This is a genomic window from Bacillus sp. FSL M7-0307, assembly GCF_038627835.1.
Lineage (GTDB): Bacteria > Bacillota > Bacilli > Bacillales > Bacillaceae > Bacillus > Bacillus altitudinis.
In genome coordinates this window covers 1,809,868-1,832,909 of the sequence record NZ_CP152023.1, presented here as the reverse complement: position 1 = coordinate 1,832,909, position 23,042 = coordinate 1,809,868, and the positions used below count along the sequence as shown (strand labels likewise).

The 23,042-nt window shown below is 40.4% G+C and carries 22 protein-coding genes; 17 read left to right on the top strand and 5 right to left on the bottom strand.

The features are described from left to right. Positions 1-27: 27 nt before the first annotated feature. Positions 28-1,839 carry an assimilatory sulfite reductase (NADPH) flavoprotein subunit gene (locus tag MHI41_RS09285; RefSeq protein ID WP_342494742.1) on the bottom strand — a complete coding sequence of 604 codons (1,812 nt, stop codon included), beginning with the start codon at positions 1,837-1,839 and terminating at the stop codon, positions 28-30. A gap of 214 nt (positions 1,840-2,053) precedes the next feature. After that, positions 2,054-3,481, bottom strand: coding sequence for an aldehyde dehydrogenase family protein (locus MHI41_RS09280; RefSeq protein ID WP_342494741.1), 1,428 nt, complete (start codon positions 3,479-3,481; stop codon positions 2,054-2,056). Positions 3,482-3,693: 212 nt separating this feature from the next. Here MHI41_RS09280 and MHI41_RS09275 point away from each other — a divergent pair, with 212 nt between their 5' ends. The 3 genes from MHI41_RS09275 to MHI41_RS09265 are packed head-to-tail and all read left to right on the top strand — an operon-like array spanning position 3,694 to position 5,326. Continuing rightward, complete coding sequence (locus MHI41_RS09275) at positions 3,694-4,119, top strand: DMT family transporter (RefSeq protein ID WP_019744156.1); 426 nt, start codon at positions 3,694-3,696, stop codon at positions 4,117-4,119. 13 nt (positions 4,120-4,132) lie between these two features. Further along, a complete protein-coding gene (locus MHI41_RS09270; RefSeq protein ID WP_206114357.1) occupies positions 4,133-4,819 on the top strand; it encodes a Crp/Fnr family transcriptional regulator in 687 nt (228 codons plus the stop codon). 21 nt (positions 4,820-4,840) lie between these two features. Then, on the top strand, positions 4,841-5,326 hold the full coding sequence (locus MHI41_RS09265) for a DMT family transporter (protein WP_041092781.1): 486 nt from the start codon (positions 4,841-4,843) through the stop codon (positions 5,324-5,326). Between the two features lie 12 nt (positions 5,327-5,338). Here MHI41_RS09265 and MHI41_RS09260 read toward each other — a convergent pair whose 3' ends face one another. Beyond that, entirely contained in the window at positions 5,339-6,745 is a 1,407-nt protein-coding gene (locus MHI41_RS09260) for a phospholipase D family protein (RefSeq protein WP_017367376.1), read from the bottom strand. A gap of 160 nt (positions 6,746-6,905) precedes the next feature. On the opposite strand from MHI41_RS09260, the gene MHI41_RS09255 reads away from it, so the two are divergent. From MHI41_RS09255 to MHI41_RS09235, 5 genes are all read left to right on the top strand, one after another. Continuing rightward, positions 6,906-7,682, top strand: a complete 777-nt coding sequence (locus tag MHI41_RS09255) for a MurR/RpiR family transcriptional regulator (RefSeq protein ID WP_007499235.1) — start codon at positions 6,906-6,908, stop codon at positions 7,680-7,682. A 130-nt stretch (positions 7,683-7,812) separates the two neighbouring features. After that, positions 7,813-8,727, top strand: coding sequence for a 1-phosphofructokinase (gene pfkB / locus MHI41_RS09250; protein ID WP_281215213.1), 915 nt, complete (start codon positions 7,813-7,815; stop codon positions 8,725-8,727). Positions 8,728-8,739: 12 nt separating this feature from the next. Continuing rightward, positions 8,740-10,155 carry a PTS fructose transporter subunit IIBC gene (locus MHI41_RS09245; RefSeq protein WP_039167833.1) on the top strand — a complete coding sequence of 472 codons (1,416 nt, stop codon included), beginning with the start codon at positions 8,740-8,742 and terminating at the stop codon, positions 10,153-10,155. Positions 10,156-10,170: 15 nt separating this feature from the next. Continuing rightward, entirely contained in the window at positions 10,171-10,629 is a 459-nt protein-coding gene (locus tag MHI41_RS09240) for a fructose PTS transporter subunit IIA (protein WP_255816709.1), read from the top strand. Between the two features lie 2 nt (positions 10,630-10,631). Beyond that, complete coding sequence (locus MHI41_RS09235; protein WP_342494740.1) at positions 10,632-11,501, top strand: class II fructose-bisphosphate aldolase; 870 nt, start codon at positions 10,632-10,634, stop codon at positions 11,499-11,501. Positions 11,502-11,542: 41 nt separating this feature from the next. Here the strand turns inward: MHI41_RS09235 and MHI41_RS09230 are convergent, their stop codons facing one another. Then, entirely contained in the window at positions 11,543-13,066 is a 1,524-nt protein-coding gene (locus tag MHI41_RS09230; protein ID WP_017359534.1) for an MDR family MFS transporter, read from the bottom strand. A 170-nt stretch (positions 13,067-13,236) separates the two neighbouring features. Here MHI41_RS09230 and MHI41_RS09225 point away from each other — a divergent pair, with 170 nt between their 5' ends. Then, the gene (locus tag MHI41_RS09225; protein WP_046344981.1) at positions 13,237-13,656 is read left to right on the top strand and encodes a MarR family transcriptional regulator; all 420 of its coding nucleotides are present in this window, start codon (positions 13,237-13,239) and stop codon (positions 13,654-13,656) included. A gap of 133 nt (positions 13,657-13,789) precedes the next feature. Continuing rightward, complete coding sequence (locus MHI41_RS09220) at positions 13,790-14,263, top strand: GNAT family N-acetyltransferase (RefSeq protein ID WP_142155210.1); 474 nt, start codon at positions 13,790-13,792, stop codon at positions 14,261-14,263. Positions 14,264-14,547: 284 nt separating this feature from the next. On the opposite strand, the gene MHI41_RS09215 is transcribed toward MHI41_RS09220, so the two are convergent. Beyond that, positions 14,548-15,924, bottom strand: coding sequence for a PLP-dependent aminotransferase family protein (locus MHI41_RS09215; protein WP_342494739.1), 1,377 nt, complete (start codon positions 15,922-15,924; stop codon positions 14,548-14,550). A 108-nt stretch (positions 15,925-16,032) separates the two neighbouring features. Between MHI41_RS09215 and MHI41_RS09210 the strand changes: the two genes are divergently transcribed. From MHI41_RS09210 to MHI41_RS09180, 7 genes are all read left to right on the top strand, one after another. Then, the gene (locus MHI41_RS09210) at positions 16,033-16,476 is read left to right on the top strand and encodes a GNAT family N-acetyltransferase (protein WP_342494738.1); all 444 of its coding nucleotides are present in this window, start codon (positions 16,033-16,035) and stop codon (positions 16,474-16,476) included. A gap of 199 nt (positions 16,477-16,675) precedes the next feature. After that, positions 16,676-17,116, top strand: coding sequence for a rhs-associated protein (locus tag MHI41_RS09205; protein ID WP_282833685.1), 441 nt, complete (start codon positions 16,676-16,678; stop codon positions 17,114-17,116). A 265-nt stretch (positions 17,117-17,381) separates the two neighbouring features. Further along, positions 17,382-19,454, top strand: a complete 2,073-nt coding sequence (locus MHI41_RS09200; protein ID WP_342494764.1) for a BglG family transcription antiterminator — start codon at positions 17,382-17,384, stop codon at positions 19,452-19,454. Positions 19,455-19,469: 15 nt separating this feature from the next. Next, positions 19,470-19,736 carry a PTS sugar transporter subunit IIB gene (locus MHI41_RS09195; RefSeq protein ID WP_017359544.1) on the top strand — a complete coding sequence of 89 codons (267 nt, stop codon included), beginning with the start codon at positions 19,470-19,472 and terminating at the stop codon, positions 19,734-19,736. A 26-nt stretch (positions 19,737-19,762) separates the two neighbouring features. Beyond that, positions 19,763-21,025 (top strand): PTS ascorbate transporter subunit IIC, encoded by a 1,263-nt coding sequence (locus MHI41_RS09190; protein ID WP_342494737.1) that lies wholly within the window; start codon positions 19,763-19,765, stop codon positions 21,023-21,025. Positions 21,026-21,042: 17 nt separating this feature from the next. Beyond that, a complete protein-coding gene (gene alsE / locus MHI41_RS09185; RefSeq protein ID WP_142155207.1) occupies positions 21,043-21,735 on the top strand; it encodes a D-allulose 6-phosphate 3-epimerase in 693 nt (230 codons plus the stop codon). Positions 21,736-21,918: 183 nt separating this feature from the next. After that, complete coding sequence (locus MHI41_RS09180) at positions 21,919-22,959, top strand: LacI family DNA-binding transcriptional regulator (RefSeq protein ID WP_142155206.1); 1,041 nt, start codon at positions 21,919-21,921, stop codon at positions 22,957-22,959. Positions 22,960-23,042: the final 83 nt, after the last annotated feature.

Below are 23,042 nucleotides of genomic sequence, written 5' to 3'. Positions count from 1 at the left end.
AAAAGCTCCTTTCTTTCAAGCATTAAATCAATAAACATCACGCTGATAGCGTTTTTGCTGCTGTAAGTTGGCAAGATAGCTTTCTGCTTTTTCTTTGCTCATCGCACCTTCTTCTTGAATGATGGATAGAAGGGTATTGTGGACATCATGCGCCATATGCTTTTCATCTCCACAAATATACACGTAAGCACCTTGCTCAAGCCATTCAAATAATTCTTTGCTTTGTTTCTTCATTTGGTGCTGGACATATACTTTTTCCTCAGTATCTCTTGAAAAAGCCACGTCCATTTTCGTTAAGACGCCATCCTTTAACCACTTTTGCCATTCCGTTTGGTATAAGAAATCCGTCACAAAATGCTGATCACCGAAGAATAACCATGACTTTCCGTTTGCACCCATTTCCTCACGCTCCTGCATAAATGAACGGAAAGGGGCGATGCCTGTGCCTGGTCCTACCATAATGATCGGTGCATCTGGATCTTGAGGAAGCTTAAAGTTTTGGTTGTGCTGAATATAAACAGGTAACGTATCACCTGGCTGCAATCGCTCTGCACATAAAATCGAGCAGACACCTTGGCGTTCTCTGCCGTGCGCATCATATCTGACAGCACCTATCGTCAAATGAACCTCTTCGTCATTTGCTTTGAGACTGCTTGCAATGGAATAAAGGCGTGCAGGGATTTTTCTTAAAATGGACGTAAAGTCTGCAGCGGTTCCTTCAAAAGGACCGAAATCACGAGCCGCATCTACTAGGTCGCGGCCTGCGATATATTCTTTCAGTTTTTCTTCGTTTCCTTCTTCTAAAAGAGCATGCAAGGATTCGCTTTTTGTCAGTGCAGCGATCTTTTGAAGAAGTGGTTTTGTTAAAACCGTAATCTCAAAATGCGAGGTGAGTGCTTCTTTTAAAGGGAGAGTGTCTCCGTTTTTATGAACGGTGACGGCTTCTTCTGCATTCCATCCGCATGTTTGAATCAGTTCATCGACAAGCGCAGGATCATTTGTCGGGTAAATGCCAAGGCTGTCACCTGGCTCATACACGAGGCCTGATCCTTCAAGAGAAAGCTCTAAGTGACGTGTTTCTTTATTAGATCCACGCCCATTTAGGTTGATATTTTCAAGAACTTCAGCATAAAAAGGATTCGTTCTTGAATATTCAGAAACGGCTTGATTGTTGGCTCCCGCTGATTCTTGCGGCAGTGATACAGCTTCACCTTCACTCAAAGAAGAGGCAACACCTTGAAGCCATTCTGAAAACGGCTCATCATAATCAAGGTCACAATCCACTCGGTCAAACAGGCGAGTACCGCCAAGTTCTTCGAAGCGTTCATCAAATTCTTTTCCTGTCTGACAGAAGAATTCGTATGAGCTGTCACCTAATGAAAGGACAGAAAAGCTTAAATGATCGAGCTTTGGCGCACGTCTGCCGTGAACATATTCATGGAACGAAAGGGCATTATCCGGCGGATCTCCTTCGCCATGTGTGCTGACAATGACCAGTAAATTGTTTATTTTTTTCAGATTATTCGGTTTAAAATCGGACATAGAAGAGAGCGTCACTTGAAAGCCTTTCTCTTCAAGATGCTGGGCTGTCTTTTTTGCTAACCCTTCGGAATTGCCTGTTTGCGACCCATAAAGCACGGTCACATCTTTGCTCACAGGCTGTACAGGTGCTGCGGCAGAAGGCGCCGAAGTGACAGCTTCTGAGCCGGCAAGCGCTGCCTGCGCTGATAAATAACCAGTAAGCCAAATTTTTTGCTGATCTGTTAAAGTCGGAAGCAGCTGATTGAGTAACTCTGCCTGCTCCTGGCTAAACGGACTGTTCAATACATGAAGTTGCAACAATATCCACCTCACAAGGAATATAAACATAGATTAATTCGATAGGAATTATATATATAGGTTCAATTTGAACTTTACCGAAAGTTTGCCATTAAGTAAAATATATAATATTGATTGTCATGATTAAGATTTCTAATGACAAAACACGGATGAATAGGGGAGAGGGCACAAAAAAGAGGAAAACGGATCACCGTTTTCCTCTTTTTCGCCTGACTTACGCCGTTGGAAGTCCCATCACAGCTTTCACTTCTAAATATTCTTCGATACCGAAGTCTCCCCATTCTCTTCCGATACCAGACTGCTTAAAACCGCCAAATGGGGCAAAGTAATCTGTTTCAGCATTGTTAATGGTGATTTGACCGGCACGAATATGTTCAGCGACATATTTTAATGTTTTTTCATCTTGACCAACAACATACCCGGCAAGACCATACACTGTATCGTTGGCGATCTCAAGGGCATGATCGAGGTCTTGATACGTGATCACACTCATGACTGGCCCAAAGATTTCTTCTTGCGCAATGGTCATATCATTTTTCACATTGGTGAAAATGGTATGCTTGGCGAAATATCCTTTATCGATTCCGTCTGGCTTTCCAGTTCCCCCAGCAAGAAGGGTAGCACCTTCTTCGATTCCTTTTTCAATATAAGATTGCACCGTATCCCACTGCTTTTTAGAAACAAGCGGGCCAGTAGCGTGATCTTCTCTCGGATCACCAACTGTAAACTTCGGCAGGGTGTTCAGCAGCGCTTTTTCAAACTTGTCTTTCATTGATTCTGGAATCAGCACACGTGTAGCTGCAGAACACACTTGACCTGTATTCATCGCAATATGATGAATGGCTGTTTCTGCTGCTTCGTTCACATCTGCATCGTCTAAGACGATAAGAGGGGATTTTCCGCCAAGCTCAAGTGCTACTTTTTTCACATTGTCCGCTGCGTTTTCCATAATTTTAGAGCCGACGGCACCTGATCCTGTAAATGAAACGAAGTCAATATCAGGGTGTGAGCTAATGCCGTCACCAATCACGTCACCCGTTCCGTTTACTAAGTTGAAGACTCCTTTCGGTACACCTGCTTCATCAATAATTTCTGCAAGAATCATCGCAGCAAAAGGGGTAATTTCCGCTGGCTTTAAGACAACTGGTGAACCTGCCGCAATGGCACCCGCAATTTTAAGAGATGTCTGATTCGTCGGGAAGTTCCACGGTGTAATCAATCCGCTGACACCAATCGCCTCTTTTATAATCGTATGTCCACCGCGGTCTTCGGTAAATGTATAAGATTTCAGTGCTTCTGCTGCTTTAGAAAAATGTTCATAACCCATTTTGTAATGAACTTCTTCGGACACTTTCAATGGTGCACCAAGTTCTTGTGTCATCACTTCTACAAGCTCATCCTTACGTTTTTCGTACCCTCGCACAATGTTTTCCAGCATTTCTACTCGTTCATTTCGAGATGTTTTTGAGAAAGAAGGGAAGGCGGCTCGGGCTGCTTTGACTGCCTTATCTAAATCTTCTTTCGTTCCTAAACTAATGGTGCCAATGACTTCCTCTGTCGCAGGGTTAATGACCTCCGTCGTTTCGTTTCCTGTTGATGCGACCCATTCTCCATTAATAAAGTGTTTCTCTTGATTTCTCATTCTGACATGTCTCCTTTTTATATGTGATTCAATCCAATATTCTGTTTTCAGCTGATATAAAACTGTACCCACTGTGAAAAATCTAAAACGGAGAAACTGTAAAAGGGAAAGTTTCTGATATAATACGCAAAGTGGGACATATGTCCTTTTCAACATGAGGGCATCTATCATTTAATGGAACTAGACTGAAAAAAGAAGGAGCTTTTGAACGAATGAAAGGTGTTATTTTCGCATTATTAGGCGGCGCTTGTATTACACTGCAAGGCGTGGCCAACGCCAGAATTAGTCAAGATATCGGGACGTGGCAGGCAGCAACGATCACGCAGCTGACAGGGTTTATCATCTCTCTCGTCATTTTACTCATCGTACGGGATGGCCACTTTAAGGAATACAAAAAAGTGCAGCCTCTTTATTTAATTGGGGGTGCATTTGCAGCCATTATTATCTTTAATGAGGTCACTGCCATTCAAATCATTGGTGTGACACTCACCATCGCTGCTCTACTCATCGCTCAGCTTGCGTTTACCTTTGCCATTGATGCAAAAGGATGGTTTGGTGTTCAGAAGAAAAAAATGAAATGGCCTCATTATGCAGGCATCCTTTTAATGATTGCAGGCGTCATCATCTTAAAACTATAAAGGAGGGCATCAGATGGAGGAGCTGCATGATGAATCTCTTTTTTCCTCTTATATCAAGACGCATCAATTACAGAATGTCTTTCATCAAAAACTCATCTCACATGTGAGCTTGTGGCGCTATCAGCAAGGTGAGCTGATTTGTTCAAAAGGGGATAAAAGGGAGTATATGTACTTGCTGGTGAAAGGAAAATTAAAGATTTTCACCACCACAAAGGAAGGAAAAACGTTTATTCTTTGCTTTAAAAACCCTCTTGAAGCGATTGGAGATATTGAATACGTTCAGCAGACAGATATGGTCAATACAGTTGAAGCCGTTACAGAAGTACATATGCTCAGGATTTCTCATCAAGCCCTCATGCGGCATGCAAAGGACGATCCTCGAGTTTTAACCTTTTTGCTCAAGGGCATCACAAACAAATTTTATACAAAATCAAATGATTTAAGCTTCCACCTTTTATATCCTGTAGAGGTCAGACTTGCAAGCTATTTATTGTCTGTTTTAACAGGTGATGATGACGCGCACGCACGTACGCTTCGCCTCACGGATGCAGCGAGCTTAATCGGAACAAGCTACCGCCATATTAATCGGGTCATTCAGCAGTTCCAAGAAAAAGGGCTGATTGAAAGGCGAAGAGGAAAGATTACGATATGTGATCAAAAAGGGCTTTTAGAAATAGCAGAACACAACATTTATGAATAGAAGAAACGAAGGGACTTATATATGATCATAGGAATAATATTAGCTGTCACTGCTGGGGCACTTGTCAGCTTACAAACCATTTTTAATAGTAAAGTTAATGAGCAGACAGGCTCTTGGTCAACAACGACGCTAGTTCTAGGAATGGGCTTTATCGCTTCACTTTTGATGGGTCTTTTGTTAGAAGGAACCGGCATGTTTCAATTAAGGCATATGGAAGCCTGGTACTGGATAAGCGGAGCCATCGGGGTAGGCGTTGTCATCTGTCTTGTTCAGAGCATCAAACGTCTCGGTCCCACTTATGGAATCTCGATTGTTCTCACCTCTCAGCTAGGTTGTGCGCTTCTATTTGATTCGCTTGGCTGGCTTGGGTTAGAAAAAGTAACATTTTCTTTTACAAAATTATTAGGTGTACTTGTCATTGTGGCAGGAATCCTCGTATTTAAGTTAACCAAGCTTGAACCTGTAGAAGAGGAGCAGTCAAGAGAAAAAGGGCTGCCACAAAAGTAGCTGCCCTTTTATTTAAATCAACCGCCGCCATAAAACCGTTATAGTAGATAAACCAGTTAAAAGGAGCCTTTTCATGAAAGGCTTTTTTTTCTGTCCATAGTCGCTTGCTTTATATTCTGTTCGATCTTTCGCTACGAGAACACTATAAGCGATTTTTCGTTCGATTGCTTCCGTAAGAGATAACGCAAATGGTGCACTATCAATCACTAAAATCGATTCAGTATTTAAAAAGCTGGATCTTGCATCTAGATTATATGTTCCAATAATACTTAAGTTATCATCAATGACCATTGATTTGGCGTGAATTGAATACGGCCCTTGATATTCATACAAATGAACACCCGTTTTCATTAATTCCTTTTTCGTGCTTAAATATCCTGCAAATGCTAAAGGGTTTGGTGTCGCTGTAAGAGAATTCGTCACGATCGTCGTTTGAATATCACTTGGTAATGGCGTGAGTCCGTCTTTCATTGGCCGTGTCGGTATGACATAAGGCGTCTGGATAAGAACCGAACGCTTTGACCGCTGTGCGAGATCGTTTAACTTTTTCAAGACGAGCGGACGTTTATTTAAGCGTTCCACTGGATTTGTGAAAAATGCAATCTGTTTTGCACGAATGGCGTCTTTTGCCCAATCATATGTGGACATGACAAAGGGTTCTTTTGTACGAATGGCTTCCTGATAAGATCTTAGCAGCTGTTTTCTTAGCTTTTTTCCTTTTTTCGCTTTTGCCTTGGAAAATACATCTTTCGTTCTTTTCGTAAAATCATGATTCCACAAATAAACGAAATACTGCTCCATTTCATCTAATACTTTTCCCCTTTTGGCGTTGAACAGCAGCACATCTCGGTCATACGCAAAGTCTTTCGGGGGCTGATCTGCAAAGTATTTATCACCAATATTTCTGCCGCCCATGACAGCGACCTTGCCATCTGCCAAAAGAAGCTTATCGTGAAGGCGGTTATGCCACGTCCATGGCTTGAACAAACGAAAAGGCTCATAAAAACGAATGGCCATATTCGGATGATTCGCCACAGCATAACGCAAATGCTTCAGCGGTCCACGCAGGCTATGGCAAATGCCATCTAACAACAGCTGAACTTTTACTCCTCGATCAGCCGCTTCAATTAAAGCACCAAGCACCCATTCGGCGGTTTTTCCTTTTTGAATGGAATAATAACTCAAACGAATGTTCTTTTTAGCCTCGCGAATCATTTGAACTCTCACTTGACCTGATTCAAACCCGTCATCAAGTAGCATGACTTGATTTATGCCTTGGTCGTCTCCTGAGATGGAAGAGGCTTTATAGATGCAATGTTCTTTACATGTTTTTTGAAACGGTAAATAAAACAAGACAAATGCGGTCAAAAATACATACACCACATATAAAAGGATCAGAAAAAACAAGAATTGAAGCACAGTGATCAACTCCTTTCACACAAACCGTTCTTTTTCTTAGCTTATGTTAAAAACAAAATTTCACTCATCCAGCTTTCTAATGAAAAATACAGGATAAAAGAATCACCTTGTTTTCATAGGGCATTTAATTATAGTATGAAATGAGTAAGGGGGAATCGCATTGAATGAACCATTATTTAATATACCAAGTGATGTGTATCAAACGTTAAGTGAAACAGAACGTTATTTACTGCATTATATTCACCAGCATTTAGAGGATATCTCCACCTTATCCATCGTCACATTAAGTGAAAGAGCCAACGTGTCGACAGCGACCATTGTCAGACTGATGAAGAAAATTGGATACAATGGCTATACATCCTTTAAATATCGATTGAAACAAGAAAAGAAAATGACAGATGATAGTGATCAACTAAAAAATATTGACGAAGACATCAAACTAGCCATTCGAAAAAATGAAGAAGAGGTCTTAAAGACGATTCAACTGCAAAGTATTGGGCAAATTGAGGATGCAGTTCAAAAAATCCACGATGCGGACAAAATTTATATTTTTGGCAGAGGCTTCTCAGAGATGATCGCCAAAGAGATGACCATCAAATTGCAGCTCATCGGAAAAACATGTGAAGTTCATGACGACCCGAATATCATTCGGCTCAAATCGCGTGACATTGATAAAAACGAACTTGCCATCTTTGTTTCATTAAATGGAGAAACGTCGGAACTAGTAGAAGCCTGCCAAAACCTCAGTATGAAGCAAGTCACGACCATTACGGTCACAACTAGAATTGATTCTACATTAAGTAAAATATCAGATATGACACTCGTCGGATATAAAGGGGAACAATCATTCTTCCCAGATTACGAAGTCAGGTCCCGCCTGTCTCTTCATGTCATTGCCCGCATTTTACTAGACGCCTATGTGATTCGGATGAAATAAACACTTAAAAAGCCTTCCACACTTCATGATGGGAGGCTTTTTACCGTGAAAACCTTTACACAATCTGAAAACTTTTTCACTGAATCGTATGAGATACTTTCTTTAGAGAAAAGAAAGAAGGTGAAACCAATTGATTTATACCTGCACCTTAAATCCTGCTATTGACCTATATATTGCATTAAAAGAAATGCGTGCAGATACAGTCAACCGCACGGAAGATGAGGATTATCAGCCGAATGGAAAAGGTGTTAATGTGTCCATTATGCTAAAGAAATATGGCTTCACCAGCACTGCATTAGGATTTATTGCTGGGTTTTCAGGTTCATATATTGAACAATCGTTAAAAGATCTCTCCATTCAAACCGATTTTATCCCAGTTGATGGGATTACACGCATTAATGTATTTATTAACACAACGGAAGAATACAAGCTTGTGAATCAAGGACCTGCTATAGAGGCAAAAGCGCTTGATGCCTTTCGCGAAAAAATCTCGACCATTCCAAAAGGCAGCATCTTCATTATGTCAGGTAGTCTACCTAAAGGCGTCCCTGCCAGCATTTTCTCAGAGATAGCCGCTATTTGTCATCAAAACAACGTGAAATTTATTTTAGACACAAGCTCTAAAGCAGCTTTAGAAACACTTCAATACAAACCATATTTACTAAAACCAAATGAAGAAGAGATAGCCGCATTTTTTGGAAAAACCCATCGTTTATCAGAAACAGAACTCGTTGAATCAGGGCGAAAGCTGATCGAGATGGGTGCAGAGCAAGTACTCATTTCCCGAGGAGGGGAAGGAGCTCTATTCCTTACAAACGAAGCCGTATTAAAAGGAAATGCACCAATAGGAACGGTCGTAAACACGGCTTGTTCTGGTGATGCCATGCTCGCTGCATTCCTAAGTAAACAGCTGGAAGGACAACCTTCGGAAGAATGCTTACGCTACGGCATTGCAACAGGGGCATCTACCGCCTTTTCAAAAGGGTTAAGTGATTTACATGACATTGATTCATTAATTGAGCAAATACACATTCAGAACATATAAGGGGGAGTTCACATGAGCCGCAAGAAAATTGTCGCTGCCACTGGCTGTCCAACAGGCATTGCGCATACATTTATGGCAGCTGAGGCATTAAAAATCGCAGCTGAGCAATTAGGGGTCGACATCAAAGTTGAAACGCATGGTCAAGTAGGAATTGAAAACGCTTTAACGGATCAAGACATTTTGGAGGCCGATGGGGTCATTGTCGCTGCTGACAAAGATGTGAATACAGATCGTTTTCACGGCAAACCACTCATTGAAGTGCCTGTAGCAAAGGGTATTCGCACACCAAACGAACTGATTCAAGGCATTATCAATGGAGAAGCCCCCGTTCATCAAGTGAAAGGAAGAGCTTCTGGAACAGAAAAAACATCTGCGCCTTCATCAGCTCAACAAAAGTCAGCGAATAAGTGGATACACACCATCTACAAACATTTGATGAACGGTGTATCACACATGCTTCCATTTGTTGTTGGAGGCGGGGTCTTAATTGCTTTATCTTTTCTATTCGGTATTTACTCAGCTGATCCTCAGCATGAAACGTATCATCCGTTTGCTGCCTACTTGAAAAACATTGGCGGACTCGGCTTTAGCTTAATGGTGCCTATTTTAGCAGCATTTATCGCTGATTCAATCGCCAAACGCCCAGGGATGGTTGTCGGATTTATCGGTGGCCTGCTTGCAAACGATGGAGGCGCTGGATTCTTAGGTGGTATTATCGCAGGTTTTGCAGCAGGGTATATCATCGTACTTCTTCAATTCCTGCTTCAAAAATTACCAGCATCACTTGACGGATTAAAATCAATTTTCATCTATCCTGTTATCGGTATTTTCTTAATTGGGGCTGTCATGACCCCGCTATTAGTTCCAATCACAGGGCTAAATAATTCATTAATGGATTTTCTCTCATCAGTTCAATCCACAAATCCATTGCTTTTAGGTTTAATTGTTGGAGCCATGTGTGGATTTGATATGGGAGGACCTTTTAACAAAGCAGCCTATGTCACAGGAACGGCTTTACTCGCAGAAGGTAACCTTTATTTCATGGCAGGGGTGTCAGCAGCATGTATCACACCGCCGCTTATCATTGCGATTGCCACAACGATTTTCCGAAAACATTTCACACCACAAGAACGAAATGCTGGGATGATCAACTATATTCTCGGAGCGACTCATATTACCGAAGGAGCCATTCCATTTGCAGCAAAAAACCCAGTCGTTGTCCTGCCAATTATCATGTTTGGCTCGGCCATCTCTGCCATTTTGACCTATCTGTTTGGCGTACAGGTTCCTGCTCCGCATGGTGGATTCCTTGTCTTACCAGTCGTCACAGGGGCATTTCAGTGGGTGCTTTCCATACTCATCGGATCACTTGTAGGTGCGATTCTATACGGACTTTACCGCAAGAAAATAGACAAACCCGCAGTTTAATAGGGAGGAAGAGAAATGATGGAACATATTTATATGAATCTACATGAAACGGCTTCTTCACAGGCTGGCGTTTTCGCAGCCATAGCTGACATTGCCTCTGAAGCAGGTATTTGTACATCTCCTGAGGCAGTCAAAAAAGGACTAGCTGAAAGAGAAGCTCTGAGTACAACCGGCTTTCAAGATGGATTTGCCATTCCGCATACACAGTCAGACGCCATTCAAGTACCGGCACTCGTCATCGTCCGTACAGAAACCGGAATCGAATGGGACGCTTTTGATGGGAAGCCTTGCTTTTTCTTCTTATCCCTACTCATCCCAAAAAGTGAAGCAGGAACCACTCATTTACAAGCACTTTCTGCTCTTTCACGCGGCTTAATGGATGAAACGAAACGGCAAAAACTGCTCGAAACAAGAACAAATGAAGAAATGCTCACTTTATTAAAAACAGAGATTTTGACAAGAGAGGATGTTTGACTATGCCTTTACTTTCCACAACACCCATGCTTGAAGTAGCAAAAAAAGAAAAATACGGAATTGTCGCATTCAATGTACATTCCTTTGATAGTATTTACTGGGTACTTGAAACGGCAGCTGAATTAAAATCACCTGTCATTTTGCAAACAACGGTTGGCACGGTCCAATCGCTTGGCGCAAAAGCCATTGCAGATACAGTAAAGGCGGCAGCTGATCAATACCAAATGCCAATCGGACTTCATCTCGATCATTGCACTGATTTTGATGTGATTCTTACTTGTATACGAGCAGGATATACATCCGTGATGATCGATGCTTCCATGCATTCATATGAAGAAAATGTACGCCGCACAAAAGAAGTGGTGGACCTTGCCTTAAAAGTAGGTGTGAATGTAGAAGCCGAGTTAGGCAAGGTAGGCGGGGTAGAAGATGATATTGTCGTGGATGAAAAAGATGCTGAAAAAGCCATTCCATCAGAATGCCGTCAATTTGTAGAAGAAACTGGTGTACCTACTTTAGCACCTGCGATCGGCACGGCCCACGGCATCTATAAAGGGGTGCCGGATATCGACTTTGACCGCATTGAACAAATTGCAGCGCTTGTCGATGTGCCGCTTGTCCTTCATGGTGGTTCAGCTGTACCAGATGAGGATGTCAAAAGATGTGTCGCACTCGGTATGGCAAAGGTCAATGTGTCCACTGAACTGAAAAATGCATACTCTGAAGCGATTCGTGATCATTTCTCAAACGAACCTGAAAGCTTAGATCCGCGTATGTATTTACAAAAAGCAAAACAAGCAGCCAAAGACATGGTCACATCTAAAATAAAGATCGTTGGCAGTGAAGGAAAAGCCCAACTTTTATATCAATAAGATGAAAAAAAGCAGAGCCGCATCGCTCTGCTTTTTTTACATTATTCGCTTTCTTTCATTTCATTTGATGTACGTACTCGTGCATTTCCCATAAATACGACCGTAATCGCCGCAAGTGCAATCGGGAATAAAGCAATCATAAATACATACGTAATACTTTGTGACATCGCATCAATCACTTTATTTAAAATATCAGGCGGAATTTGTGAGCGTGCCCCCTCTTGGAAAATGGCTTGTGGGTCACCAACTTGAGAAGAAGCTCCTTTCATTCCGCTAAAAGCATCTGCTAAACGATTTGTCAGGACATTGGTTTGAATCGTTCCAAAAATCGTCACGCCTAAAGTCATCCCAAGTGATCTCATGAATGAATTGGTAGAATTAGCACTGCCGCGGTAGCGCGGAGAGAGATCATTCATTGAAGCAGATGGTAGAAGGGAGAAGCTAAATCCAACGCCAAAACCTGAAATCATCATAAAGAGCGTAAGCCACAATCTTGCTGTATCAGGCGACATATTGGCAAGCAGCAGCATCCCAGCAAAAAATGAAATCACAGAGATGGTCATTAATCGTCTAAAAGGTACTTTCGTCTGCATCGTTCCGCCAATCATACTGCCAATCACGGACCCAATCATCATCGGTGTTAAAATGAACCCAGCACTTGTTGCAGATTCACCGTACACTGCCTGGACGAAGATAGGAATAAAGACAGCTAGAATAATAAACGTCCCGCCATATAAAAACGCCAAAATTTGAGATGTCGCAAACAAACGATTTTTAAACATCCAAAAAGAAATAATCGGTTCTTCGGCCTTTCGTTCAACAATGAAGAAGATGGTGCCAAAGACAACAAACACAGCAAATAGTGTCAAGATTTGAACAGAATCCCATGCATACGATTTACCGCCAAGCTCAAGGGCGAACATTAAACTGACAACCGCAACGACAAGTGTAATGGCACCTGACCAGTCAATTTTCTGCTTACGATGCTCGAGCGATTCTTGATAAAATTTGGCGATCAAGAACACACTGACAATACCGATTGGTACGTTAATATAAAACACCCAATGCCAGCCGATCGAATCCGTAATAATCGCTCCTAACAGCGGGCCTAATACACTGGATAGACCAAAAACTGCACCAAACATACCGGACATTTTCCCGCGCTTTTCTGGCGGGAAGATATCAAAGATAATTGTGAAAGCGATCGGAAGAAGAGCACCGCCTCCAAGTCCTTGAATCGCACGGTAAATAATGAGCTGATCCATTGTTTGTGCGATGCCGCACAGCGCAGATCCAATTAAAAAGAAAATAAGTCCAAACAGAAAAAAACGCTTTCGACCATACATATCTGAAAGCTTTCCATAAATCGGCATACCGGCCATCACTGCCACCATGTAAGAAGCAGTCACCCAAGCAAATTTATCAAAACTGCCCAAATCGGCGACGATGCTTCCCATTGCTGTTGCGACAATGGTGTTGTCCATCGCTGCCATAAAAATCCCTAACAGCAACCCGATGACAACAAAGCGAGTGGATGCCTTGCCTTTATGATCCACGTTATTCATTTCATTTACCTCCTGCTTACGTTCTCTTCACTTTTTTGCTATGATCAAGTTAATTATAAAGTAAGAGAACATTTATCTTGATGATCAAGATAAATTGATTTTAAAGGGAGGAGAACAAGTTGTCAATAAAGAACGAGGCAGAAGAGCAAGCGGACCTGATCATTCATACGATGAGACGCCTTGCTACACGAACAGTCCTATTCCACCAAGCAGCCGCTCAATCGCTCGGCCTTTTCCCAACAGATCTCAAATCAGCAGATTTGTTAAACGAACTTGGACCACTCACAGCAGGTGAATTAAGTGAAAAAACCGGTCTTAGCTCAGGTGCGGTCACCGCTCTCATTGACCGGTTAGAAAAAGCAGGCTACGTCAAAAGGGAGAAGGACCCAAAAGACAAGCGAAGGGTCATCATTGTTCCATTAACAGCGGGGAAATCACAGGTGAAACAACTCTTTCTATCTTTATCGGCATCCACCAAAAAACTCACAAATGAATACAAGCCAGAAGAATTGGATTTAATCATTCAATTTATTTCAGAAGCAGCTGAAATCATGGATCAAGAGCTGCAATTGCTTAAGTCTAAATCGTAAGAAAGGACACTGTGAGGTCTTTAGACGAAGCGGTAATATCTTTTATGAGAGAATGTGTTATGAGGGTGCAAGAAGTTCTCATTGAGAATAACAATATAGGATGCTTATCCAAACAAGGGGAGGTATACAGAAAGTGGAGATTATAAAGTTTAAGGAAACTGATACAAAAGAGATTGTTTCATTGTTTTATGAAACAGTGCATTCCGTAAATTCAAAAAATTATTCCCAAGTACAATTGGATGCTTGGGCACCAAGAGATGAAAAAGAATCTAAAATGAATTCTTGGAAGGAATCATTGAGTCAAAATATAACATTTGTTGCTAAAGTGAATGGTAAAGTTGTTGGTTTTAGCGATTTAACGCATACCGGGTACTTAGATAGACTATTCGTTCATAAAGATTATCAAGGACAAGGTATAGCCACAGCTTTAGTTGATATGCTCGAATCTGAGGCAAAGAAACTAAATCTTTTAGAAATTGATACCGAAGCAAGTATTACAGCTAAGCCATTTTTTGAACATCTAGGTTACAAAATTGTTTGTTCACAAACTGTGGAAAAAAAGGGGGTTAAGTTGGCTAATTTTAAAATGCTAAAAAAAATAAAATAATCATTTTTTTGTTATGCTAACAGGTGCGTTAGTTTAAGAAGAAAGGGTATAACATATTCGTCATATAAAATATGTTATACCCTTTCATTTATTTAACTTTTTTCAATAGTAGAAAAGATATAATACATTGCAGAGGTGATTCAATGAATGATAGCTCCAGTTATTTAAAGAAGTTAGCAGATTTTTTAGGTGGGACATTTCATCAGGATATTGATTCGCCAGAGGAAGCGTTAGATGAGTTTATCCATCTAAGTTACAAAAAAACCTCCAATGAACCATCAATTTTATTTCCATGCTTCTTTTAATAAACAAATACCTCTTTCGATTTGTTCAAGAGTAAGGTTTGCGAAACCGAGCAGTATGTGCGGTTGTACAGGTGGATTTTCGATAAATAAATGACTTGTAGGATACACTTTAACATGTTGTTGAAGAGCTTTTTCAATTAATTCTTTTTCGGAATAGGGCGTGTGTATACGTAACATGATATATAACCCTGCATTGTCACCAATGATCTCAATCTGCTCTCCAAATAGATGGTGAACTTGTTGAACCAATAAGTTCATTTTCCTTTTATAAGTATTGCGCATACGCTTAATATGCTTTGTCCATTCCCCACTTTTCATAAATTCAGTCATGGTCAGTTGGTGCAATAAAGAAGCATTATGTTCGAAATGTTCAAATTTACTCATATAGATATTGATTAATGAATCAGGTAAAACCATATATGCTAATCGTACAGCTGGTAGAAATGCTTTTGAAAACGTACCAAAATAAATGACATGTGCAGCATCTAAAGATGCTAAAGCAGGAAATGGTTTTTGTCCATATCGAAATTCTCCATCGTAATCGTCCTCTAATAAGAAACCGTTATTTGATCGTACCCATTGAATCAATTCAATTCTTTGTTGAATCGATAGTGCAGTACCAGTAGGATATTGATGTGAAGGTGTGATATACAATAATTTCCCCTTTTTATGTACAAGTGGGTCCAATAATACACCCTGTTTTAATGCAGGAATACTCTCCATTTCAAATCCATGTAAATGAAAGACCTCCCGTACACCGCTATAACCAGGGTTTTCAACAATCATACTAGAAAAACTTTCTTTTAATAGAAATCCCAAATACAACAGTAGCTGCTGTGTATTACTTCCAACGATAATATTTTTGGGGTTAATGATCATACCTCTCGCTTGAAATAAATAATCAGCCAGTTCTTGTTTAAACCCCGGTTCTCCAAAAGGATCTCCATATTGAAAGCTAATGGATTGCTGCAGCACTTTGTTGGAAATTTGCCGCCAAACTTTTAAAGGGAATTGTTCCTCATCAACAGTACTTGCTTTGAAATCAATGAAATCGATCAATTGTATTGGTTCATTTCTAGGTACTTCTGAAATAGAGGTTTGAAGAAATATCGGTTCAAATTCATTGACACTATAGCTTTTACGCTCATTGGCTTGAATATATCCTTCAGCTAATAATTGATCATATGCTTGTAGTGTAGTGTGGCGACTAACACCTAGGTCATTGGCTAGTGAACGAATGGAAGGAAGATTTTCTCCTGTTTTTAACTTTCCCTCCTCGATTAATTTTTTAAATTGCTCATAAATTTGTTTATATTTTGGTTGATTGGCACTGAAAGGGAAAATATAATGTTTCATTTCTTCATTCCTCCCTTCTGACATTTAATAAAGTATAAATTTGTACATTTTCACATGTCAGAATATCGATTATTATACTACTAATTGATATGAAAAGGGGATAGAAGAGTGGATATAGTAAGAGCTAATGAAAATGATTTAAAACAAGTTTCGGTTCTATTTGATCAATATCGCCAATTTTATAAACAGACTTCTAATGTAGAAGGTGCTTATCATTTTCTAGTGGAACGATACCGTAAACAAGAGTCTATTTTGTTTGTTGCAAAGCAAGGTGAACAATATGTAGGATTTGTACAACTGTATCCCACATTTTCATCTGTTGCGATGAAAGATGCGTTCATTTTAAATGATTTGTTTGTTATAAACGATTTTCGTCAAAAGGGAGTAGGTAAGGAATTGATGAAAAAAGCATTTTCATTTGCAAACGATAAAGGAGCTCGATTTATCAGTCTAGAAACAGCGACTTCTAATACAAAAGCACAACAATTGTATGAAAAAATGGGGATGACAAGCGATTCTTCAACTCAGCACTATATTTATTATTGGGATTGAACACAGAAGAATGAAGTTTTGGTATGGCAGAAAATTTAATATAACTCGGTCAAAAAAAGATGAATATGCTTTGTCAGAGACGGATCAGCAAGCTACAATGGCATTGTACACTGAATTGATTGCAACAAAATGACGAAACAGCGATTCCTATGGATTTTGACAAGAAAGACTTTAAAAAACACAAAGGGGGGTAATTTTATTGAATTCTTATGATGAAGATCTAATAAAGGATTTGGAATTAAAAGACCTTCTTAAATATGTCAAAGTACATAAAAATCCAAAAATTTATTTAGACTTAATAGAACAAAAATTTGATTTTGCTGGTTCAAAAATAGATTGGTTACAAACCAATAAACATTATAGTAAGAGCTCAAATCATGAATCGTTACTTTCTGATGCTCTTCTCTTTATAACTGAATTAAAAGAAAAATATTTAGATAATAACTTACAAGTAATTTACATAGGGGATAACCTTACAGAGTTTGGGTACCAGTTTGAATTAAAACATCTAGAAGAGTTACTAGTCTATTTTTTAGATATCCCACAGCACCACTACTTTATATCATTAGAAGGTGATTGGAGTATTTGTATTTCATTTGAAAACTATTTGGATTTCGGATTTAGTTTAAACAAAAAATAATTTTAAGCGTCACATATAGGAAAAATAAAAAACCTTGACTGGCTTTATACCATTCTAGGTTTTTTGCGTTTATTCGTCCTCAAACACGTAAAAGAAGACAAAGAGCTCTTTGTATACAAGTCTGAAAGCACACTCAATCAGTGTGTTTTTCTTATGAAAAGAGCACACAATCGCTGCAAAGCACGTGCTGAAGACATTTGGGCTTCTTTGATGCAGGTGAGTTGATTAGACTTATAACCAAAGGGAAAGAAAGGAGGAATTCCAACTGTACTTAACCAAAAGGGGTACTACTTTGCTATCTATGCTGCTTCATACGACATCTTATTTATCAATAGAAGATTTACAGAATCGAATGAATGTCTCGACTCGAACCGTTTATGCTGAAATCAAACGAATGAACAGCTGGCTGGAAACTCATCAACTTAGTGGTGTGCAGCGAAAAGGCCAACTTGGCTATTATTTAAATCCTCATGAAAAAGAAGTCATTATTCAAAAAGCTGACACCATGCTTATTGGTCAAGATTATGAACCATGTGTAAAGGAACGAAGGGCCATCTTGCTTTTATCCATTGCATGTAGCGAGCATTGCCTAAGAATTGATGATTTTATGAAGATAACAAAGGTGAGCCGAAATACATTGCTCGAGGATATGAAACAGCTAAAAGAAGCACTTTCAAAACAGCAGCTTACACTTCACTATCAGGCGGCTAGCGGCTATTTAATTTCAGGAGAAGAAAGAACAATTCGATTGGCGCTGAAGCCTTATATTCATTTCATTCGCACCATGATAAAAAATGAAAAAACGTTTCCATCGGTTTGGTTAAAGGGTCCTATTTCATATAAGAGAATACATGCTCTCCTTCAACAGTCCGAACAAGATCTGAAGCTTGAGTTTGCAGATGACATGCTGGATCAGCTGTCTATGGATCTCTTTTTCTACTTTAAACGGATGAAGCTAGGACGTGCTGTACACATTTCAACAGAAGAAAAACGGACATTGCAGGAAACAGATGAATGCTTGGCTGCTATTCGTTTCATGGCGCAAATTCAAAAAGAAACCAGTCTTTTGGTTCATGATGATGAAATCTATTTTCTTAGTACGCTATGGCTCAGTGCCAAAAAACAAAAACTCCCAACAAGTCAAAAACCAGAAGAACATCTCATTCGAACCATTGCGAGACAAATGATCATTGACTTTCAGCGTTATGCGTGTATTTCCTTCCAGGAAGTAGAAGTCTTGGAACAAAACTTAACCATGCATTTAATTCCGGCCTATTATAGGCTCATCTATCACATTGAGATCATCAATGAATTAACAGATTCCATTAAACATGCACAGCCAGAGGTGTTTGACATCACACAAAAGGTTGCTTGCCATTTAGAGAAGGCGGCCTGTTCAAAGATGAGCGATCATGAAATTGCCTATGTGGCGATGCATTTTGGCGGCTGGATGAGAAGAGAAGGGATTTCATCGATTGCGAAACGTTCTGTTTACATTGTCTGCGGAGAAGGAATTGGCACAAGTCACATGCTGAAAACGCAGCTTCTTGAATTAATCGGCTACATCGACATACGCGGACTGTTATCAAAACGTTCATATGAAGAATTAACATCCATTGATGCCGACTTTGTTGTGTCAACGACACCTATTTCGTTTAAAGGAAAACCTGTTCATCTCGTTCACCCTATTCTCACTGCTTATGAGAGAAAAATTTTGCTTCAATATGGAGAAGGCTCAGAACCTAAGCTTGATGAGCACCATGTGAATGCTTTATTCAATATCATTCAGCAGCATACCATCGTTCAAAATGAAAAAGCATTGCTTCATGACCTGAAGGAGCTGCTTCATCCCACATATGTATCACACCAGAAAGGGTGGAAACCAGTGTTAAACGATTTATTAACAGAAGAAACCATTCAGCTCCAGCAAACAGCAGACACATGGCAGGAGGCCATTACAAAAGCAGCACAGCCTTTGCTTGATCAACAAACGATTCAGGAAAGTTATGTGAAAGCGATGATCCAGTCTGTTCATCAAAATGGTCCTTATATTGTGATTGCGCCACAAGTGGCGATTCCGCATGCCAGACCAGAGGATGGCGTGAACAAATTAAGCATGTCACTTATGTCATGTCATCAGCCCGTTTCCTTTTCAAAGGATGGAAAAAAGCAAGTTCGTCTCATCATTGTATTAGCTGCCATTGACAGTATGACCCACCTGAAAGCACTCAAACAGCTGACGATGCTGTTAAGTGAAGAAAAACGGGTGAGACAATTGATTGAAGCAGAGGAATTAGCAGCCATTCAACAACTAATCAATCGATTTTCACAAGTATAAAGGAGGAAAAAGAGGATGAAAAAAATTCTAGTTGTATGCGGAAACGGTTTAGGAAGCAGTTTTATTGTTGAAATGAATGTCAAAAAAGCATTAGAAGAATTAGGACTTTTAGCGGAAGTGGATCACACCGATCTCAGTACAAGCAAAAATGAACAAGCAGACCTCTATATTGGCGCAACAGATATTATCGATCAGCTGGATGACGGCACAAGAAAGGTCGCTGGATTAAATAACTTGTTAGACCAGGAAGCCATTAAAGACGTCCTTCGTAAACACATATAATCGACAGAAAAAGGGGGATTCACATCATGATAGAACTGATCATGAACGATATATTGGGCACACCCGCAATTCTCATCGGTTTGTTTGCACTAGCTGGTTTACTTTTGCAGAAAAAGTCAGCTGCCGATACTGTATCAGGCACCTTAAAAACAACAATGGGTTTTTTAATATTAGGAGCGGGCGCCACAGTCGTATCTGATTCACTTGGGGTTTTCAGGAAGATGTTTGAAGCAGCCTTTCACATTCAAGGGGTTGTCCCAAATACAGATGCCATGGCGGCCATTGCCCAAAAGGAATTCGGTACACAGACAGCGCTCATTATGATTTTTGGTATGTTGGTCAATTTGCTTTTGGCAAAATTCACACCCTTTAAATACGTCTTTTTAACTGGTCATCATACGCTATATATGGCGGCTATGCTTGCAGTCGTTCTGTCAACAGCCGGCATACAAGGAACGCTGCTGATCACCACTGGTTCAATCGTATTAGGTGCAGCGATGGTCATTGCTCCCGCAATCCTTCAGCCGTTTACAAGGAAAGTCACTGGAAGTGATGATTTGGCGCTCGGTCATTTCAGTACGTTCGGCTATTTTACAGCGGGAATGATCGGCAAATGGGTCGGGCGCCCAGAGAAATCAACGGAAACCATTCAAGTACCTAAGTCACTCGGTTTTCTAAGAGATACATCGGTGGCCATCTCCATTACGATGGCTTTGCTTTTCTTTGCGATTGCACCGTTTGCGGGAATTTCATTCATAGAAAACATTAGTGGTGGTACGAACTTTGCTGTCTTCATTCTCATTCAGGCCATTACCTTTGCTGCTGGGGTATACATTATTTTAGCAGGTGTACGGATGGCAATTGGTGAAATTGTGCCTGCTTTCAAAGGGATTGCCGATCGTTTCGTCAAAGGGGCAAAGCCGGCACTTGATGCGCCAACTGTTTTCCCATTTGCTCCAAATGCAGTGATCATCGGTTTTTTATGCAGTTTTGCAGGAGGCATCGTGTCTATTTTCCTTCTTCCTTTGTTTGGTTTAACTGTCATTGTTCCTGGACTTGTGCCGCACTTTTTCTGCGGTGCGACAGCGGGCGTATATGGCAATGCAACGGGAGGAATGAGAGGTGCAGTCGCCGGTTCCTTTGTGAATGGAATACTCCTTTCATTTTTACCAGCTTGTTTACTTCCTGTGTTAGGCACTCTTGGCTTTGAAGGGACAACATTTGGAGATACAGACTTCGGTATCATCGGAATCTTGATTGGATTGATCAAGTTTTTATTTCATCTTTAAAAAGGAGGCATTGGAGGATGACAGCCATTTTCTCACCTTCATTGATGTGTATGGATTTAACGCACTTCCGTGAACAAATTCAGCTTCTGAACACAAGGGCAGATCGTTATCATGTCGACGTCATGGATGGTCATTATGTAAAAAATATGACCTTATCACCCTTTTTCATTGAACAACTTCGGAAACTGACAGACGTTCCGATTGATGTTCATCTAATGGCCGAACAGCCTCAGGAATTTTTAATTGATGCATGTATTGATGCAGGCGCAACGATGATTTGTTTACATCCAGAAGTGGTGCAAAAAGACGTTTTTCGAATCATTCGGCATATTCACGAAAGAAAGTGTGAGGTCGGCTTTGTTCTCAATCCCGCCACACCAGTTGCAGCATTAGATGCTTTTATTCATTTAATAGACCGGGTGACGATCATGACAATTGATCCAGGGTTTGCTGGTCAGCCTTTTATCAAAGAAATGCTTCCGAAAATGAAAGAGGTGAAAGAAATCAAAGAGAAGGGAGGATACTCGTTTTCAATTGAGGTAGACGGCTCTTGTAATGAAAGCACGTTCCGGCTGCTTGCTGAGGCAGGAAATGAAATTTACATCATCGGCACCTCAGGTTTATTTGGACTTCACGAAGAATTAGATAAAGCATGGGAAACAATGAAGCAATTGTTCGCAAAAGAAACAGCCACAATGAAATCACCTTAGTAAAAAAGAGGATGAAGTCCATCCTCTTTTTTACGCAATTTTACTAAACAAACTATCTCCTTATCAAAACATACTCAAAAACTTCAAAAAAGCACAAATTTATAATTGAAAGCGCTTTATTTATGTGGTATTCTTCAAATATCTTTAGTAAACATTTAGTCAAAAATATTGAGGAGTTTGCCTATGACCACACTCAAAGATATTGCTCATGATGCAAAAGTATCCGTCTCTACTGTATCCCGTGTGTTAAATGGCGACCAAACGCTTGCCGTTTCACACGCAACAAGACAAAACATCCTCGACATAGCCAAGAAATTAAACTATACCCCAGTCAGAGCAAGAAAAGCCGATCAAGCAGAAGTAAATAGCCCACCCGCATCCCCAGTCATCGGTGTCGTTGTCGCCCAATCCATTGACGAAGAATTAAATGATCCTTTTTTTTCATCGATTCGAAAAGGAATTGAAAAAGAATATGCCAAACAAGGTCTGTCCACTCTCCATACCTTTCGCCTAAGAAACATGGATAAAGGGGCGATACTAAAGGATATTGACGGTTTGATCGTCATTGGACGAATCAGCCCTGATACGGTTGAAAAGATGACAAACCGAATGGAACATATCGTTTTTATCAATCATTATGCGGATGAAGATTTGTATGATTGTGTACATGTGGATTTTGTCAGAGCGGCAGATCGTGCCATTCGTCATCTGCAATCTCTCGGCTATACACATCTAGGATATATTGGCGGGAAAGAGAGGGAGCATTATTTTGAAGGAAATGCTGTGATTGAGGATGAAAGACAAACAACTTTTATCAAAAGAATGCAAGAAGCGGGAACTCTTCATATGAATGACATCCACATAGGCGAATATTCCATGCAAGAAGGCTACTCGCTTATGCAAAAAGCCATTCAGAAAGGAAATCTTCCAGAAGCCTTTTTTATCGGAAGTGACTCTATGGCAATAGGCGCTATGCGCGCGCTACATGAAGCCGGTCGTCGTGTACCTCAAGATGTCTCAATCGTGGGGTTTAATGATATCGAAGCCGCTTCCTTTTCAAGCCCGCCGCTCACAACGGTTAAAGTATATACAGAAGAAATGGGGGAAGTGGGCCTAAAGCTTTTGCTTGAGCGGATAAAAGGAAGAAAGCTTCCCCTAAAAGTCGTCGTGCCAACAAAGCTCATGCAAAGAGGCAGCACATGCCCAATCCATGAAAGGGGGTGAACGAGCATTTCAGCAAATAAAAAAGAGACAAAAAAGCAGGAAGGGAGCTGCTGAGCATGATGGCCAGATCATGCTGAAAACAA